Source organism: Streptomyces sp. TAA486 (assembly GCF_000426165.1).
Map to the genome: position 1 here is coordinate 279,864 of NZ_AUEV01000003.1, position 17,741 is coordinate 297,604.

Annotated in this window: 16 protein-coding genes; 10 read left to right on the plus strand and 6 right to left on the minus strand. The window is 70.2% G+C overall.

Going from position 1 to position 17,741, the window contains the following annotated elements; translation table 11 throughout:
• Positions 1-7: 7 nt before the first annotated feature.
• The 3 genes from I004_RS0107960 to I004_RS0107970 all read right to left on the minus strand — a co-directional run bounded on the left by I004_RS0107960 (position 8) and on the right by I004_RS0107970 (position 3,469).
• Positions 8-874 (minus strand): carbohydrate ABC transporter permease, encoded by an 867-nt coding sequence (locus I004_RS0107960; protein ID WP_028435038.1) that lies wholly within the window; start codon positions 872-874, stop codon positions 8-10.
• 17 nt (positions 875-891) lie between these two features.
• Positions 892-1,950 (minus strand): carbohydrate ABC transporter permease, encoded by a 1,059-nt coding sequence (locus tag I004_RS0107965; protein WP_051344833.1) that lies wholly within the window; start codon positions 1,948-1,950, stop codon positions 892-894.
• Between the two features lie 85 nt (positions 1,951-2,035).
• Positions 2,036-3,469: an extracellular solute-binding protein gene (locus I004_RS0107970; protein WP_028435040.1), complete on the minus strand. Its 1,434-nt coding sequence runs from the start codon at positions 3,467-3,469 to the stop codon at positions 2,036-2,038.
• Between the two features lie 149 nt (positions 3,470-3,618).
• Here I004_RS0107970 and I004_RS0107975 point away from each other — a divergent pair, with 149 nt between their 5' ends.
• The 5 genes from I004_RS0107975 to I004_RS0107995 all read left to right on the plus strand — a co-directional run bounded on the left by I004_RS0107975 (position 3,619) and on the right by I004_RS0107995 (position 9,586).
• Complete coding sequence (locus tag I004_RS0107975) at positions 3,619-4,665, plus strand: zinc-dependent alcohol dehydrogenase (RefSeq protein WP_028435041.1); 1,047 nt, start codon at positions 3,619-3,621, stop codon at positions 4,663-4,665.
• Between the two features lie 77 nt (positions 4,666-4,742).
• Positions 4,743-5,543 (plus strand): sugar phosphate isomerase/epimerase family protein, encoded by an 801-nt coding sequence (locus tag I004_RS0107980; RefSeq protein WP_028435042.1) that lies wholly within the window; start codon positions 4,743-4,745, stop codon positions 5,541-5,543.
• The gene (locus I004_RS32875) at positions 5,471-7,135 is read left to right on the plus strand and encodes an MGH1-like glycoside hydrolase domain-containing protein (RefSeq protein WP_486579850.1); all 1,665 of its coding nucleotides are present in this window, start codon (positions 5,471-5,473) and stop codon (positions 7,133-7,135) included. The genes I004_RS0107980 and I004_RS32875 overlap by 73 nt, the downstream gene beginning before the upstream one ends.
• A gap of 2 nt (positions 7,136-7,137) precedes the next feature.
• Positions 7,138-9,189 carry a glycogen debranching N-terminal domain-containing protein gene (locus I004_RS0107990; protein ID WP_037975373.1) on the plus strand — a complete coding sequence of 684 codons (2,052 nt, stop codon included), beginning with the start codon at positions 7,138-7,140 and terminating at the stop codon, positions 9,187-9,189.
• A 175-nt stretch (positions 9,190-9,364) separates the two neighbouring features.
• Positions 9,365-9,586, plus strand: a complete 222-nt coding sequence (locus I004_RS0107995; protein ID WP_028435044.1) for a dodecin — start codon at positions 9,365-9,367, stop codon at positions 9,584-9,586.
• A 43-nt stretch (positions 9,587-9,629) separates the two neighbouring features.
• Here the strand turns inward: I004_RS0107995 and I004_RS0108000 are convergent, their stop codons facing one another.
• Both I004_RS0108000 and dusB read right to left on the minus strand, forming a co-directional pair.
• Positions 9,630-10,688, minus strand: coding sequence for a zinc-dependent alcohol dehydrogenase family protein (locus I004_RS0108000; protein WP_028435045.1), 1,059 nt, complete (start codon positions 10,686-10,688; stop codon positions 9,630-9,632).
• A 100-nt stretch (positions 10,689-10,788) separates the two neighbouring features.
• Positions 10,789-11,928, minus strand: coding sequence for a tRNA dihydrouridine synthase DusB (gene dusB / locus I004_RS0108005; RefSeq protein ID WP_028435046.1), 1,140 nt, complete (start codon positions 11,926-11,928; stop codon positions 10,789-10,791).
• A 303-nt stretch (positions 11,929-12,231) separates the two neighbouring features.
• On the opposite strand from dusB, the gene I004_RS0108010 reads away from it, so the two are divergent.
• The 4 genes from I004_RS0108010 to I004_RS39820 all read left to right on the plus strand — a co-directional run bounded on the left by I004_RS0108010 (position 12,232) and on the right by I004_RS39820 (position 15,076).
• Positions 12,232-13,236, plus strand: a complete 1,005-nt coding sequence (locus I004_RS0108010; RefSeq protein ID WP_028435047.1) for an aldo/keto reductase — start codon at positions 12,232-12,234, stop codon at positions 13,234-13,236.
• 18 nt (positions 13,237-13,254) lie between these two features.
• Positions 13,255-13,845 (plus strand): TetR family transcriptional regulator, encoded by a 591-nt coding sequence (locus I004_RS0108015; RefSeq protein ID WP_028435048.1) that lies wholly within the window; start codon positions 13,255-13,257, stop codon positions 13,843-13,845.
• 11 nt (positions 13,846-13,856) lie between these two features.
• Complete coding sequence (locus I004_RS40210) at positions 13,857-14,678, plus strand: phosphotransferase family protein (protein ID WP_486579851.1); 822 nt, start codon at positions 13,857-13,859, stop codon at positions 14,676-14,678.
• A gap of 227 nt (positions 14,679-14,905) precedes the next feature.
• Complete coding sequence (locus tag I004_RS39820) at positions 14,906-15,076, plus strand: hypothetical protein (RefSeq protein WP_199779350.1); 171 nt, start codon at positions 14,906-14,908, stop codon at positions 15,074-15,076.
• 61 nt (positions 15,077-15,137) lie between these two features.
• Here I004_RS39820 and I004_RS0108030 read toward each other — a convergent pair whose 3' ends face one another.
• Entirely contained in the window at positions 15,138-16,520 is a 1,383-nt protein-coding gene (locus I004_RS0108030; protein WP_028435049.1) for a glycine--tRNA ligase, read from the minus strand.
• Between the two features lie 172 nt (positions 16,521-16,692).
• Between I004_RS0108030 and I004_RS0108035 the strand changes: the two genes are divergently transcribed.
• Positions 16,693-17,652 (plus strand): metal ABC transporter substrate-binding protein, encoded by a 960-nt coding sequence (locus I004_RS0108035; protein WP_028435050.1) that lies wholly within the window; start codon positions 16,693-16,695, stop codon positions 17,650-17,652.
• The last annotated feature ends 89 nt before the right edge of the window (positions 17,653-17,741 follow it).

Consider the following 17,741-nt stretch of genomic DNA (forward strand, 5'->3'; position numbering starts at 1 on the left):
CTGCTCCTCAGCTCTTGTCCGCCCCGCTGGTGAGGCCCTCAGTCAGCAGCCGTTCCGCGGCGAGGAAGAGAAGGACCACGGGAACGGTCAGCACGACCGATCCTGCCATCAGCACGGTCTTGGACACCTCGATGCCGTTGGCCAGCTGCTGGAGACCGAGGGAGACCGTCCAGTTCTCCGGCGTCGCGGCGAGGAAGAGCAGCGCGAAGAGGAACTCGTTCCACGCGATCATGAAGATGTACAGGGCAGTGGCCATCAACGACGGTGCGGCCAGGGGCAGTACGACCCTGCGGATCGTCTGCAGTCGTGAACAGCCGTCGAGCGCCGCGGCCTCCTCGATGCTGAAGGGGATCGTCGCGAAGTAGTTCCTCAGCATGTAGACCGAGACGGGCACGGTCTGTGCGATGTACACGATCGCGAGCCCCACGATGCTGCCCTGCAGCCCGATCTTCGCGAACATCACGAAGAGCGGTACGGCAAGCAGCGTCGCCGGGAAGAGATAGACGGCGAGGAAGAGGGCGCTCAGTTGCCGTCCGCCGAAGAAGCGCAGCCGGCTGACCGCGTACGAGCCGGGGATGGCCGCGAGCAGCGTGAGCACCACGGCACCGAGCGAGGCGAGCGCCGAATTGGAGAGCATGCCCAGGAATCCCTGGCCGCCCTCGGCGGTCGGCTTGAGCACCTCCTCGTACGTGCTCAGGGTGAACTCCTGGGCGGAGACCCACAGTCGGCCGGGGTCCAGCAGCAGCGCATCGATGGGTTTCACCGACAGCAGGAGCATGTAGTAGAACGGCGCCAGCGTGATCAGCGCGAGGAAGGCGATCACCACCCAGCGCAGCACGCCGAACAGCCGCTCCTCGAACTGAGCCCGGCTCATGGGGACTTGGGCGCGGCTCATGAGTCCTCCTGGACCTTCCTGCCGAAGAACGTGAAGTACAGGCCCAGCAGCGCCATGAGGATCACTGCGAGGACGAGCGCCTGGGCCGCGGCTGCGCCCACGTCGAAGCGGGCGGTGAGGAAGTTGTAGACGCGCACCGCGACGACGTCCGTGCCGGAGCCGCCGCCGGTCAGCAGGTACACGTCGTCGAACTTGTTGAACTCCATGATGAAGCGCAGCACGGACAGCAGCGCGACGACGGGCATGAGCTGCGGCAGCAGCACGTGCCGGAAGCGCTGGGTGGGAGCGGCGCCGTCGACCTTCGCGGCCTCTTCCAGGCTTTCGGGCACCGCCTGCAGGCGGGCCAGCAGGAAGAGGAAGGCGAACGGGAAGTAGCGCCAGGTCTCGAAGGCGATAACGGTCAGCAGGGCCAGCGGCAGCTCGAAGTCCAGCCCGAGCAAGGAGACTTCATACGAACGGGTGGAGAGGAAGGCCACCGGGTCGTCCCAGCCGAGCAGCTTCGCGCCCCACTCGTTGACGATGCCGAACTGCGGGCTCAGAGCGATCTGCCACACGAACGCGACGGCCACGACCGGCGCGACGTACGGCAGCAGCATCGAGCCGCGGACCAGGCCCCGGCCCCGGAAGGGCTTGCGCAGGGCGAGCGCCGCGACCAGGCCGAGCGCGATCGAGCCGGCCGTGGAGCCCACGGTGTACAGGAGCGTGGTCCACAGGCTGGTCCAGAAGCCGGGAGAGCCGAACACCGACTGGAAGTTCTCCAGCGACCAGTCGCCCAGCAGCCCCATGTTCTGGATGTCGATGAGCCGGGCGTTCTGGAACCCGAGGAGCACCGTCCACAGGATCGGAAGGACGACGACGACGCCCACGACGACCACGGTGGGCGTGACGAAGGCCAGCCCGGCGCGGTTCTCCCTGCGGCTCGCGGTGAGCGGGCGGCGCGGGCCCCGGGGGCCGGGCAGGCCTCGCGGGCTCCGCCCGTCCGCGGCCCCGCCGTCTCCTGAGGAGGCGTCCGGCCGGGGGACGCCGTCCGGTGCGGTGGTCGTGGGATGCGTCATGGTGTGCGTACCTCGGGTGTGTGCGTACCTCGGGTGACGGGGGTGGTCGGGCCCGCGTGGACGGCCCCCTGGGCGCGGGAGCGGCTCACCGCAGGGACCGCCGCAGCGCGTCGACCTCGTCCTGGGACTCGCGGGCCGCCTCGTCCGGCGAGGTCTGGCCGCTGGTCATGGCTCCGATGGCCTTGGGCACGGGCAGTTCGCCGTTCGTGGCGCCGACGAGGGCTCCCTCGCCCTGGGTGAAGCCCCAGCGGCGCATCACGCCGATGCCCTCGGTCAGTTCGTCCAGCAGTTCGTCGGGATAGATCGAGTTCAGGGGCTTGCGCACCTTCGCCTCGACGCCGAGCCGGCTGGAGTGCCAGGCGCGGGTGAACTTGTGCGGGTCGTCCGACGTCCCTTGCCGTACCGGGATCTTGCCTTCGGGCGCCATCCCGAACCAGTCCTCGTAGCCGTCGCTGAGCATGTACGTCACGAACTTGCGGGACGCTCCGGTCTCCGCGGTCTTCGTCATGGCCCACGAGGTGATCTCGCCGAACTGCACGGGCTTCTTGCCGTCCGGGCCCTTCAACGCCGTGGTGATGCCGCTGTTCTCCGCGAGGAACGCCTTGTTCTTCTTGCACTGCGGGCAGCTCGGCACCGCGTCGGCGCGCTGCCCGGACAACTCGTCCAGCAGGAAGGAGGACCAGACCATCATGGGCGACCTGCCCGCGAAGTACGTGGCGCGGGTGGTGTCGACGGTCTGTGTGCCGGGGGCTCCGTGCTCGCGGGCCAGTTCGTCGTACGTGGCGAAGGTGCGCCGGCACGCGGAGGAGTCCAGTGTCACCTCGCCCTTGCCCACCAACTGGCAGTCGTTGGCGAGGGCGAGGTCCTCGAAGCTCTGCTGTGTGAAGGCGTCGGCGGGATCGGTGGCCAGCGAGATGCCGTGCATGCGGCCTCTGTCGAGCTTCCGTGCGGCGTCGAGCATCGTGGCGTAGCTGTCGGGCGCGGGCAGGCCGGCCTTCTTCAGCAAGTCCTTGCGGTAGACGAGGAGTTGCAGCCAGGCGTCGGAGGGGACGGTGAGCCGGGCCGGGCCGTCCGACGTCAGCTCGAGGGCGTTGGGGTTGAAGGTGTCGCGGCCCAGCTCCTTGACGATGTCGGCGGGGGCCTCGGTGTTCAGCAGCCCGTTGCCGTACATCTGCCAGGCCTGGCCGAGGGGCAGCGAACCGATGACGTCGGGCAGATTGCCGGACGCGGCGGCGGACATGATGAGCTGCGGGAGTTGGCCCTCGTCCACGCCGACGAGTTCGACCCGCACTCCGCTCTTCTTCTCGAAGCGGGCCACCATCTTCTTCTCGGCCGCCATGCGCGCCGGCAGGTTCTCCAGCGTCCACACGGTGATCTTGTTGTCCGGCCGGTCCGGGCCCGTCCGGGCGTTCGCCGAGCATCCCGCGAGCAGCGCGGCACCCAGCGACACGGCCACGGCGGCCACGGCGGTTTTCCGGGCGGCGTACCTCGTGTGCCGGCGCCGCGCCCACATCCGCATGAGTGCCATGCCTGCCTTGTCCTCACCTGGCTTCCGCTTCACAGTGATGCATCTCAGCACCACTTCTGTCTATTAACAAGACGTAATTCTCATGTATCTTCGACGGAACTTGGGAAGCCCACGTCAGAGCCAGACCCCCGGAGTGCGTTGTGGAGCGAGTCGTCCAGTTCACCGGACCGCGGCAGGTGGAGATCGCCGAGCACGAGCGTGCGCCGCTGCCGTCCGGCCATGTGCGGCTCCGCACGCTGTACTCCGGCATATCGGCGGGCACGGAACTGACCGCGTACCGGGGCACGAACCCCTATCTCACCCGCACCTGGGACCCGCAGGCCCGGCTCTTCCGGGACGGCGCCGCGGGCATCGAATATCCCGTGACCGGCTGGGGCTACTCCGAGGTCGGCGAAGTCACCGAAGTCTCCCCCGAGTTGACCGGGTTCCCCCGGATGCCCGCCGTCGGCGACCTGGCGTGGGGCATCTGGGGGCACCGCAGCGAGGGCATCGTCCCGGGCGAGAGGCTTGCCGGTCACACGCTGCCCGCTGAACTCGAACCGCTCGCGGGGGCGTTCGCACGTGTCGGCGCCATCGCCTACAACGCCGTACTCGGCGCCGCGGTCAACCTCGGTGAGGACGTCGCGGTGTTCGGGCAGGGCGTGATCGGGCTTCTGACCACGCGCCTCGCCCGGCTGAGCGGGGCCCGTGTGATCGCCGTCGACGCGCTCGCGGCGCGGCGGCCGGTCGCACGCCGCTACGGCGCGGACATCGCCCTCGACGCCCGCGAGGACGATGTCGCCGAACGCATACGGGAGTTGACGGAGGGCCGGGGCGCGGACTCCGCCATCGAGATCAGTGGCGCCTACCCCGCGCTCCACGAGGCACTGCGCTCGGTGGCCGTCGGCGGACGCGTCGTCGCCTCCGGCTTCTACCAGGGCGAAGGCGCGGGGCTGCGACTCGGCGACGAATTCCACCACAACCGGGCGCAGTTGATCTGCTCGCAGATCGGAGACGTGCCCCAGGAGCTGGCCGGACGGTGGAGCGTGGAACGCCTCCAGCAGACGTTCCTGCGGCTGGTCGCCGAGGAGCAGATCGATGTGAAGTCACTGGTCAGCCACGTCGTCCCGGTGGCCGAGGCCGGCGACGCCTACGCGCTGCTGGACGAACGCCCGGCCGACGCCCTCCAGATCGTCCTGGAGTTCTGAGACCGGACCCGGCGCCCCCCGACGACCCGACGCACCGACGCACCGACGCACCGAGAACACCTGCGAAAGGCCCCACCATGTTCACAACCGCCTGCCAGGAGCAGCTGCTGCCGGGCGAAACCCTCCAGCAGAAGTGGGAGTTCGCACAGTCGGCGGGCTACGGCGCGATCGAGCTGCGCGGAAAGGGCGGTCTCCACTTCCGTGAACGGCTGCCGGAACTGCGAAAGGCCCTCGCGGACGGTGTCGTCATGCCGACGGTGTGCGTCGAGATGCTGCACTTCTTCGGCGCCTTCGACGACGAACTGCGGCGCGACGCCGTGGAGCAGATGAAGTCCCAGCTGTCCGTCATCGGTGAACTGGGCGGCCGCGGCGCGATGACCCCCGCCTCCTACGGGATGTTCTCCCGCCGTCTGCCCCCCTTCGAGCCGCCGCGCAGCGGCGAGGAGGACCGCGAGGTGCTGCTCGCGGGTCTCACGGAACTCGGGGAGCACGCCCGCCGCGAAGGGGTCGCCCTCTTCCTCGAACCGCTCAACCGGTACGAGGACCACATGGTCAACAGGCTCGATCAGGCAGTGGAGTTGATACGCGAGACCGGTCTGGAGTCCGTCCGTGTGGGCGTCGACAGCTACCACATGAACATCGAGGAGGCGGACCCGCCCGCCGCCCTCCTCGCCGCGGCCCCGTACATCGGGCACGCCCAGGTCAGCGACTCCAACCGCTTCCAGCCGGGCGCGGGGCACCTGGACTGGCCCGCCTGGCTCGGGGCGCTGGACGCGGCCGGCTACACGGGCGAACTGGCCGTCGAATGCAGGCTGACGGGCGACCCCGTCGAAGCCGTCCGTTCCGTACCGGCGTTCCTCGAGCGGGCCGCCGCGTGAACGCCGCCGCGCCTGCCTCGGCGTCACGGACGGCACAGGGATCTGCGGGAGCGTCCGCGTCGCGGGAGGCCCCGCCCGGTTCGGCGAAGTCCCTTCCTCCGCACCGGTTTCCAGGACGATCTGAACGCAGCGGCCTGCGGCGCGGGGCCCACCGCGTCCTGCTGGGCAACTGGACCGGGGCCTCGACGGTGCCCTCGCACGGCCTGTATCCGCACCAGTGGAGCTGGGACTCGGCGTTCATCGCCATCGGGCTCCGTCATCTCTCGCCCGTCCGTGCCCAGCGCGAACTCGAGACGCTCCTCGGAGGCCAGTGGGACGACGGACGGATCCCGCACATCGTCTTCAACTCCCATGTACCGCTTGACGCCTACTTCCCCGGGCCCGGCTTCTGGCGTTCCTCCACGGAGGGTGCCTCCTCCGGCGGAGGCGCGGGCGCGCCGCGCGGCCTGGAGACCTCCGGGATCGTGCAGCCGCCCGTGCACGCGCTCGCCGCCTGGCTGGTGCATCAGGCCGATCCAGCGGTCTCCCGGCGCCGGGGATTCCTGGAGCGTGTCCGGCCGCGGCTGGCGGCCTGGCACCGATACCTCGCCGGCGAACGCGACCTCGGCGGAGGCGGTCTGGCCGCGATCGTCCATCCGTGGGAGTCCGGCATGGACAACAGCCCGTGCTGGGACGGCCCCCTCTCCCGCGTCGAACCGGCCGCCGCGGACTCCTTCCGGCGGGCCGACCTCAGGCACGGCGTGGCCGACGACCGGCCGACCGACCTGGACTACGGGCGTTACGTCGCTCTCGCCGCCGGCTACCGCGACCACGGGTACCGGGACGCGGAGGCACCGCACCCCTTCGCCGTCGAGGATCCGTCCTTCAACGCCCTGCTCATCGTCTCCGGGCACGCGCTGGCGTCGATCGACAGCGAACTCGGCGGCGACGCGGCCCCCCACGGCGAACATGCCGCCGCGCAGACGGACGCCCTGGTGCGGCGGCTGTGGTCGCCGGAGGCGGGCCAGTTCCTGTGCAGGGATCTGCGCGGCGGGAACGGCTCGGCGGCCTCCGGTTCGGGCGCCTCTGACTCCTCCGGCCCTTCCGGCGCGCTCGTGGCGGCGCGAGGCGCAACGGGTCTGCTGCCCCTGATCGCCCCCGGCCTGCCCGCTCCCATCACGGCGGAGCTGCTGCGCACCGTCACCGGTGAACACTTCGGACTGGGCACGAGGGTGCGGCTCCTGCCGAGCTACGACTTGATCGGCCCGGACTTCGATCCGCACCGCTACTGGCGCGGACCCGCCTGGTTCAACGTCAACTGGCTGCTCGAACGGGGCCTGCGCCGCTGCGGAGAGAGTGAACTCGCCGACACGCTGCGTGCCGACGTGCTCGGCGCCGCCGCCGCGTCCGGCTTCGCCGAGTACATCGACCCGTACACGGGCGCGGGCCATGGCGCCCGCGACTTCAGCTGGACCGCGGCTCTCGCCCTGGATCTGCTGAAGGCACCGGATTCAGGCCAGGAGTCCGAACCCGAGGTTCAACCGGGCGGATTCACGTCAATGAGCCGAGCAGAGTTCGCACCCGAGTCACCCGAGTCCGAGGAAGGACCCTGACCTTGAACGCGACCGAGCACCGTCTGCTCGTGCACGAAGGCACCTTCGCCGTGCTGGGCCCCTCCGGCGACATCAGCGGCCCGCCCGGCTGGGCGCTGCCGAGCGCCCAGTCCGAAGGGACGGTTCCGGAGGGCCTGTTCGTACGCGACGCTCGGCATCTGAGCCGCTGGCAGCTGACCGTCGACGGCTCCTCCCCAGCCGTTCTGGTGCCGGCGTCCGACAGCAACGGCACCGCCGTTCTCACGCCGCACGGCACCCGTGAGGAGCCGCCCGCCTACACGGTCTTCCGGGAACAGGCCGTCGTCAGCGGCGAGTTCACCGAACGGATCCGGCTCACGAGCAATCTGGGCGAGGCCACGACGGCACGTCTGACGCTCACCGCCGACGCCGACTTCGCGGACCAGTTCGAGCTGCGCTCCGACCACCGCTCGTACGACAAGCCGCACACGGTACGCACGCACGAAGTGCACCCGGACGGCGTCGAGTTCGGGTACCGACGCGGCGAGTGGCACTCCCGCACCACTCTCACCGCCGAGCCCCACCCCATGACCGTCGAGGAGACCGGCAGCTCCGCACGGCAGTTGGGCTGGCTGCTGGAATTGCCGCCGCACGGCACGGCCGAGTTGACGCTCCGGGTGACGGCACACCCCCACGGCGCACCGGAACGCCGCGAGGCCGCAGACGTACCGGACGGCGATCCGGCCGCCGTCACCTCGTGGCTCAAGTCCCGCACGGACGAGTTCACTTCGGCCGACCCCGTCCCGTCCCGCCTGACGGACTGGCCGAAGCTGGCCCGCGCCTGCGAGCAGGGCCTGGCCGACCTGGCCGGGCTGCGCGTGAAGGCGCGCGGCCCCGACGGTGAACAACTGCTCATACCCGGCGCGGGAGTTCCCTGGTTCCTGACCCTCTTCGGCCGGGACTCGCTGCTCACCTCGCTCTTCGCGCTCCCCTACCGCCCGCAGCTCGCCGAGCCCACGCTGCTGGCGCTCGCCGCCACCCAGGCGCGCGAGGACGAGCCCGAACGTCTCGCCCAGCCGGGCAAGATCGTGCACGAGGTGCGTCACGGCGAACTGGCCCACTTCGGTCAGGTCCCCTACGGGCGCTACTACGGCTCGGTCGACTCCACGCCGCTCTTCCTGATCCTCCTCGGCGCGTACAGCGAACTGACGCGGGAGAAGGACAACCTGCAGGACCAAGAGAGTGAACGGCCGCCCCTGGCCCGCCGTTTGGAGCCACATGCACGAGCCGCCGTGGACTGGATGTTCACCCACGGCGGCCTGGACGAACACGGCTACCTCGCCTATCACGCGCACGAGGGCGGCCTGGCCAACCAGAATTGGAAGGACTCCCCGGGAGCGGTGTGCAGCACCGACGGCACACGACCCACCGGGGCGGTCATGGTCGCCGAGGTCCAGGGCTACGCCTACGACGCCCTGTGCCGCACGGCGGAGCTGGCCCGTACGGTCTGGCAGGACGAGGCGTATGCGGAACGGCTGTCGAAGGCGGCCGCGGCCCTGCGTGAACGCTTCGAGTCCGACTTCTGGATGCCGGAGGAGAACTTCCCGCTGCTCGCCCTCGCCGAAGGCACCTCCGGCCGGGGGCCGGGGGACGGCATGCGCGCCGACGCACTCGCCTCCAACGCGGGGCACCTGCTGTGGTCGGGAATCCTCGGCCAGGAGGCGGGTGAGCAGGTGGGCCGGCGGCTGATGGCGGACGACTTCTTCTCGGGCTGGGGTGTGCGCACCCTGGCGTCCGGCCAGGCCCCGTACCACCCGCTCTCCTACCACCGGGGCAGCATCTGGCCGCAGGACAACGCGGTCATCGCCCTCGGGCTCGCCCGCTACGGCATGCACGAGGAGGCCCGCACTCTCGCCACCGGAATGGTCGAGGCCGCGGCCAGGCAGAACTACCGGCTGCCCGAGGTGCTCGCCGGCTACGGCCGCACCGATCACCCCGACCCCGTCCCCTATCCGCATGCCTGTTCCCCGCAGGCGTGGGCCGCTGCCACGCCGCTCGCGCTGCTCACAGCCGTGGGGGGCGCACCGGGCACCTGACAGCCCGGGCGTCCCTCACCCGCCGCCCCCGGCCGCCGTCCCCCCTGCGGCCGGGGGCGGCCTCCGTCGTGCGCGGTGACCGACGGGGCGGCGCAAATCCAGGGATCTGCGTAATCCGGGCGTATCCGGGCACCGTGGAGGGACGAACCGGTCGAACGAGCCAGCGGAGGTCCTCATGAGCGAGCACACCTACCGGGTGACCGAGATCGTCGGCACGTCCCACGAGGGCGTGGACAGCGCGATCCACAACGCGATCAGCCGTGCTTCGGAGACGCTGCGCAATCTGGACTGGTTCGAGGTCACACAGGTGCGCGGCCAGATCGAGGACGGGCGGATCGAGCACTACCAGGTCTGCATGAAGGTGGGGTTCCGCCTGGAGGGCGGCGGGTCCGCCTGACGCCTGGTGCCGAGCGGCTCCCCGCCGCCCGGCACGGACACGTTCAGGACTTCGGCGACTCCGGCCTGATGACCGTCACGCCGGGGGTGCCGGGCACCGGGATGTCCATCTCCATCAGTGCGGCGGGCGCCTCGGACAGATCGATGGTGCGCCGCACCAGCAGCTCCGGGTGGAGCACCTCGGCTTCGACGAGTCCCAGCAGGGCCGGGTACTCGTGGGCCTGGATGCCGTGGCTGCCGAGCACCTCCAGCTCGTGGGCGACGATCCGGTCCATCGGGATCGCCGGGGAGCCCTCGTCGGGCGGCAGCAGACCGACCTGCACATGGCGTCCCCGCCGCCGCAGGCTCCGTACGGACGCGCAGCAGGTGCGCGGATCGCCGAGGCAGTCGAGGGACAAGTGCGCGCCGCCCAGGGTGCGTTCGATGACGGCCGCCCCCGGATCGTCCACGTCGGAGACGTCCACGGTCGCCTCCGCACCGAGGTCGCGGGCGACCTTCAGCGCGGCCCTGGAGATGTCCACGGCCACGACCCGCGCGCCGTTCGCCACGGCGATCATCACCGCTGAGAGCCCGACGCCGCCGCAACCGTGGACGGCTACCCACTCGCCGGCGGTGACCCGGCCCTGGCGCACGACGGCACGGTAGGCCGTGCCGAAGCGGCAGCCGAGCGCGGCGGCAGCGGGCGACTTGATCGAGTCGGGGATCGACACGAGGTTGCCGTCGGCGTTGTCGATCGCGACGTACTGGGCGAAGGAGCCCCAGTGGCTGAATCCGGGTTGTGTCTGCTGCTCGCAGACCTGCTGGTTCCCCGTGACGCACTGGGCGCAGGTGCCGCAGCCGCACACGAAGGGCACGGTCACACGCCGTCCCACCCACGGCAGCGCCGAGCCGGAGCCGGCAGCGACGACCGTCCCGGCGAACTCGTGGCCCCCTACGTGCGGAAGCTTCACATCGGGGTCGTGACCGCGCCAGGCGTGCCAGTCACTGCGGCACAGACCGGTGGCGTCGACTTCGATCACCACGCCGCCCGGGGCGGGCGCGGGGTCGGGTACGGAACGGAGCGCCGGGTGCTGCCCGAACTCCTCGTAGACAATTGCCTTCACAAGGGCACAGTGTCCCAGTCACCCAACCTGCACAGGACGTTGGTTAGCCGTACTGGATAAAAGTCCGATTGGTCTTCACCAAGCCCTGCGACGAGGATGTTCAACCGCCCGAAGTGTCCAGTTCCGCATCGGCACCGACGCCTTCGGCGCAGTCGTACGGGTCGTCGAGCCAGCCGTCGGGCAGCACGACCTTGTTGCGCCCGTGGGTGCGGCCTCGCGGACCGTCCGCGTCGTGCGGCCACGGCTGGTCCGCGTCGAGACCGTCGAGCAGCCCGGCCAGCTCCTCCAGCGACGCTGCCACCGCAAGCCGCTGACGGGCCTGCGAGCCGATCGAGAACCCCTTGGTGTACCAGGCCACGTGCTTACGGAAGTCGATGACGCCGCGCGCCTCGTCGCCCAGCCACTCCCCGAGCAGCGTCGCGTGACGCAGCATCACGCACGCCACCTCGCCGAAGGACGGCCGCGCGTACGCCTCCGGGCCCTCGCCCGCGAAAGCCGCGACGAGATCGCCGAACAGCCAGGGCCGTCCGAGGCAGCCGCGGCCGACGACCACGCCGTCGCAGCCGGTCTCGCGCACCATCCGCGTCGCGTCGTCCGCGGACCAGATGTCGCCGTTGCCGAGCACCGGGATCTCGGGCACGGCCTCCTTGAGCCGGGCGATGGCGTCCCAGTCGGCGGTGCCGCCGTAGTGCTGTGCGGCGGTGCGGCCGTGCAGGGCGATCGCGGTGATTCCCTCGTCGACGGCGATGCGGCCGGCGTCCAGGTACGTCAGGTGGCCGTCGTCGATGCCCTTGCGCATCTTCATCGTGACGGGCAGTCCGCCCGCGTTGCCGACGGCCTCGTGCAGGATCGCGCGCAGCAGCGGCCGCTTGTACGGGAGTGCCGAACCGCCGCCCTTGCGCGTCACCTTGGGCACCGGGCAGCCGAAGTTGAGGTCGATGTGGTCGGCGAGGTCCTCGTCCGTGATCATCCGGACGGCCTTGCCGACCGTGACCGGGTCCACCCCGTACAGCTGGATCGAACGCGGCCTCTCGCTGTCGTCGAAGCGCACGAGCTGCATGGTCTTCGCGTTGCGCTCGACGAGGGCCCTCGTCGTGATCATCTCGCTGACGAAGAGTCCCTTACCTCCGCTGAACTCCCGGCACAGCGTGCGGAACGGCGCGTTCGTGATCCCGGCCATCGGCGCCAGCACCACGGGCGGCTGGACGGCGTGGGGACCGATGTGGAGCGGCGGCGTCATGACGTCGGCGTCCTCCGAGACGTACGGGCTTACGGGGCTGGGCCGGCCTGGCCCGGCGCCGCTCGCGTGTGCGGGTGTGCGGGTGTGCGCGCGGCGCGGTGTCCGCGCGGGGCGGCGCGGCATCCCATTCTCCCGCATCGGCACGGGCCCGTGCGACGGGCAGTCCCGCCCCCGGCCAGGCGGAGGTCAGGGGCGTGAAGGCTCACCCGGGGAACAAAGATGGAATAACAGATATTGAAATCTGTCATTCCATTTGCCACTCTCGGCAGTGGCAGATCCGGCAGCACGCAAGGAGCGCACACCATGCAGACCCGCACCCTCGGCAGCAACGGCCTCCGTACCTCCGCCCTCGGCCTCGGCTGCATGGGCATGTCCGCCCTCTACGGCCGAACCGACCGGGCAGAATCCGTCGCGACGATCCACGCCGCGCTCGAAGCGGGAGTGACCCTGCTGGACACCGGCGACTTCTACGGAATGGGCCACAACGAGCTGCTCATCGACGAGGCGCTGCGCACCGCACCCGCCGCTCGCCGCGAACAGGCCCTGACCAGCGTGAAGTTCGGGGCACTGCGAACCGTGGAAGGCGGTTTCACCGGGGTCGACGGCCGCCCGGAGGCGGTCGGGAACTTCGCCGCGTACTCGTTGCAGCGCCTCGGCACCGGCCACATCGACATCTACCGGCTCGCCCGCCTCGACCCCGCCGTCCCGATCGAGGAGACCGTCGGCGCCGTCGCGGAACTGGTGAAGGCGGGCCATGTGCGGCACATCGGCCTCTCGGAGGTCGGCGCCGACACCATCCGCAGGGCCGCGGCGGTGGCCCCGGTCAGCGACCTCCAGATCGAGTACTCGCTGATCTCGCGCGGCATCGAGGAGGAGATCCTCCCGGTCTGCCGCGAGCTGGGCATCGGCGTCACCGCGTACGGCGTCCTGTCCCGCGGACTCATCAGCGGCAACTGGTCACGCGAACGGGAGCTCGCCCCGGGCGACTTCCGCGGCATGAGCCCCCGCTTCTCCGGCGAGAATCTGGACCGCAACCTCGACCTCATCGAGGCCCTGCGCCGGGTCGCCGACGGCAAGGGGATCACCGTCGCCCAGACGGCCGTCGCATGGGTGCTCTCCCGCGGCGAGGACATCGTCCCGCTGATCGGCGCCCGCACCCGTGAGCGGCTGGCGGAGTCGCTGGCGGCGCTTGACGTTACTCTCGACGCAGACGATCTCGAGGCCATCGAGCAGGCGGTGCCCGCCGGTTCCGCCGCCGGCGACCGGTACCCGGCAGCCCAGATGGCGCACCTCGACAGCGAGAAATAGCGAGAAACAGGGGGCCGGATGGTGTCGGAAGCGCTGACTCCGGAGCGCATCCTCGAGGCCACCGAGGAGGTGCTGCGCCGCTACGGCCCCGGCAAAGCCACGGTCGTCGACGTGGCCCGCGCCCTCGGCGTCAGCCACGGCAGCGTCTACCGGCACTTCCGCACCAAGGCCGCCCTCCGCGAGGCCGTGACGCAGCGCTGGCTGGACCGCACCAGTGAGCGACTCGTCACCGCCGTCACCGGGCCCGGCCCGGCCGACGAACGCCTCGACAGATGGCTGACGACGCTCTTCGAGGCCAAGCGCCACAAGGCGGGCGACGATCCGGAACTGTTCGCCACCTACTCGGTGCTGACGGACGACGTGAACACCGTCGTGGACCGGCACATCGACGAGCTGGTCGGCCAGCTGTCCCGGATCATCGAGGACGGGCGCACGCAGGGCGTCTTCGCCTCCGACTCCGTCGGCTCCGCCGCCGAGACCGCACGTGCCGTCTTCCACGCGACGGGAAGGTTCCACGACCCCGCGTACGCCCCGGAGTGGTCGCGCCCCGGGATCGAGGAGGCGTTCGCGGCAGTGCGCGCCCTGATCCTGCGCGGCCTGCGCGCCTGACCCGCGGACGATTGAGCACCGGCGGCACGCACGGCACCCACGCGATCGAGCTGGGCCCTCACCGGGTCGTCAAACGCTTCCGCGCGGGTGACCGCGAAGAAGGCGAACGGGAGTGGCGCGCGCTGCAGTTGCTCGCCGGGCACGCGCCCGGACTCGCGCCCGCTCCCCTCGCGGCCGAACTCGGCGCGGAGGAACCGGCGATCACGATGTCGCGGCTGCCCGGCCGGCGAATGCGTGACCGCCCCCACGACGGGCGGGCCCTCGACGCCCTGGCGGAAGCGGTGCGGACGCTCCACTCCGCGCTCCCGCCCGCCGTCCTCGCCGATGTCCCTCCCAGGCCCGGCCTCGCCCACGACCTGAGGGCGCACCTCCGCTCCTGGGCGTCCCGGGTCCAGGTTCCGCGTCGCGGCGAGGTCGGTGCCGCGATGGATCTCGGGCTCCGATGGCTGGACCGGTCGGACATGGAATCCGCAGCAGAGGACGTGCCGCCGGTCTTCGGCGCCGGGGACGGAAACCTCGCCAACTACCTCTGGGACGGATCCCGCGTGAGGATCGTCGACTTCGAGGACTCGGGCCGCAGCGACCGGGCGTTCGAACTCGCGGAGATCACCGAGCACGTGGGCTCCTGGGTGGTCGAACCTCTCGACGTCCGTGCCTTTCTGAGCCGGTTCGCGCTGACGGCGCAGGAGTCCGCCCGGCTGCGGGACTGCCGCCGCCTCCTCGCCCTCGTATGGCTGTTCCTGCTCTCCTTCGACGAGGAGCGGGAGCGCCCCCGGAACCCTCCCGGCACGGTGGAGCGTCAGGCCCGGCGCCTGACGGCCCGTCTGAGCTGAGCGGGACGCCGTTGTCAGACCCGTTGAACACTCTGGGTGATGACTGGATCACCCAGGGGAAAGGCGCATCATGACCGTCATGCTTGAGCGACCGACGTCATCCACCCCCATAGAGACCCCCGACGGCCCGCCCGACTTCGAGGCGATGTGCCGGACGCTCCTGGACATGGCGGAGGAGTCGGCCACCGACTTCTGGGCGCCGGCGGAGAAGGGTTACACGGACGACGGTGCCGTTCGGGAAGACGCTCCACGTCCCCGCGCCGTTCGACTGCGAACTGGACACCAGCGGCTTCGAGGCTCCCGCGGAGCCGGAGACCGGGCAGCCGGAGACCGGGCAGGCGGAGACCGGGCAGCCGGAGACCGGGCAGCCGGAGACCGGGCAGCCGGATCGCAACTGACATACGACGAGGGCCGGTTCCGCGCCCTGGCGGAACCGGCCCTCGTCGCCTTCCGTACGGGTCAGCAGCCCAGCAGCCGGCCCGCGAGGTAGCCCTCGATCTGGTCCAGCGAGACGCGGTCCTGCTTCATCGTGTCGCGCTCGCGAACCGTGACGGCGTTGTCGTCGAGGGTGTCGAAGTCGACCGTGACGCAGAAGGGCGTGCCGATCTCGTCCTGGCGGCGGTAGCGGCGACCGATGGCGCCGGCGTCGTCGAACTCGATGTTCCAGTTCTTGCGCAGCGCCTCGGCGAGGCCGCGCGCCTTCGGCGACAGCTTCTCGTTGCGCGACAGCGGCAGCACGGCCACCTTGACGGGGGCGAGCCGCGGGTCGAGCCGCATCACGTTGCGCTTCTCCAGCTTGCCCTTGGCGTTGGGCGCCTCGTCCTCGATGTAGGCGTCGAGCATGAACGCGAGCATCGCGCGGTTCACACCGGCCGCCGGCTCGATGACGTACGGCACCCAGCGCTCACCGGCCTCCTGGTCGAAGTAGGACAGGTCCTGCCCCGAGGCCTTGGAGTGCGCGGTGAGGTCGAAGTCGGTGCGGTTGGCGACGCCTTCGAGCTCGGAGAACTCGTTGCCGCCGAAGTTGAAGCGGTACTCGATGTCGGCGGTGCGCTTGGAGTAGTGGGAGAGCTTCTCCTGCGGGTGGTCGTACCAGCGCATGTTCTCTTCGCTCAGCCCGAGGCCCGTGTACCAGGACCAGCGCTGCTGCATCCAGTACTCGTGCCACTTCTCGTCCTCGCCCGGCTTGACGAAGAACTCCATCTCCATCTGCTCGAACTCGCGGGTGCGGAAGATGAAGTTGCCCGGGGTGATCTCGTTGCGGAAGGACTTGCCCGTCTGCGCGATGCCGAACGGCGGCTTCTTGCGCGAAGTCTGCTGCACGGCCGCGAAGTTGGTGAAGATGCCCTGCGCCGTCTCGGGCCGCAGGTAGGCAACGGAGCCGGCGTCCTGCGTCGGGCCGAGGTGCGTGGAGAGCAGCCCGGAGAACTGCTTGGGCTCGGTGAAGCCGCCCTTGTTGCCGCAGTGCGGGCAGTTGATGTCGGCGAGGCCCTGCGCCGGGAGCCGCCCGTGCTTCGCCTCGTACGCCTCCTCGAGGTGGTCCGCACGGAAGCGCTTGTGGCATGACGTGCACTCGGTGAGGGGGTCGGTGAAGGTGGCGACGTGACCCGAGGCCTCCCACACCTGCGGCGCCAGGATCACGGACGAGTCGATGCCGACGATGTCGTCTCGCGAGGTGACCATGGCCCGCCACCACTGACGCTTGATGTTCTCCTTCAGCTCCACACCGAGCGGACCGTAGTCCCAGGCGGCACGCTGACCGCCGTAGATCTCACTGCACGGGTAGACGAAGCCACGGCGCTTGCTCAGGCTGACGATGGTGTCGATCTTGTCGGCGGCCACAGTGCTCTCTTCATCAACGGCGGACGGAATACTTCAGGTTACCGAGCCAGGAGGGGGGCGGATCAAATCGGTCCGGGCTATCGGTACGGCGACACGATTCGCGAAGCGTCGGCAGCCCGCCTTCAGGCGACCCATTTGACAATGGTTTCCAAGTAGGTTGAAAATGAGTGTCATGAACGCTTCCTGTCGGCTCATACGTGTCCTCGCCGCCGCCACCGCTCTCGGCGTCGGCGGGCTCACCCTGACCGCCTGCACGAGCGACTCGGCCGCCGACGAGCAGGCGAACGGGAAGGTGGACGTCGTCGCGTCCTTCTACCCCCTCCAGTACGTCGCCCAGCAGATAGGCGGCGAGCACGTCGAGACCGAATCCCTCACCAAGCCGGGCACAGAGCCGCACGACCTGGAACTCAGTCCCCAGCAGACCGGACGGCTGAGCGAAGCCGGTCTCGTCGTCTACCTCAAGGGCCTGCAGCCCGCGGTCGACGAGGGCGTGCAGCAGGCCGAGCCGGAGCACGTGGCCGACGCCTCCTCGTACGCGACGCTGGAGAAGCACAGGGTGGACGTGCACGGCGAGGACCACGGCAAGCACCACTCGCACAAGGCCGCGGGCGCCGGGCACGGCGCAGACCCGCACGTCTGGCTCGATCCCCTTCGCTACGCCCAGATCGCCAAGGGTGTGGGCAAGGAACTCGCGGGGGCCGACCCGGCACACAAGAAGGACTACGCGAAGAACACCGAGGCCCTTGTCGAGCGCCTGCAGTCGCTGGACAAGGAGTTCAAGAAGGGTCTGGCGCGCAAGAAGACCGACACCTTCATCACGACCCACGCCGCCTTCGGCTATCTCGCCGAGCGGTACGGGCTTCACCAGGCCGCCGTCTCCGGCATCGACCCGGAGTCCGAACCCAGCGGCGCCCGCATGAAGCAGCTGCACAAGATCGCCAAGGCCGACCGGGTCGACACCGTCTTCTTCGAGTCGAGCGCCAGCGACAAGACTGCGCGGACGCTCGCCGGCGATCTGAACCTCAAGACAGGCGTCCTCAGCCCCCTGGAGGGCGTGAAGAAGAACGAGGACTACTTCTCGGTCATGCACCAGAACCTCTTCTCGCTGCAGAACGCGCTCGGCGCCAACTGAGGGCCGCTACATCCGTCAGATCCGCCGCCCTGCCGTCCTGGTCCCCGCCACCGGACCCCGATCCCCAGCACCGACCACCGAGGAAGGGC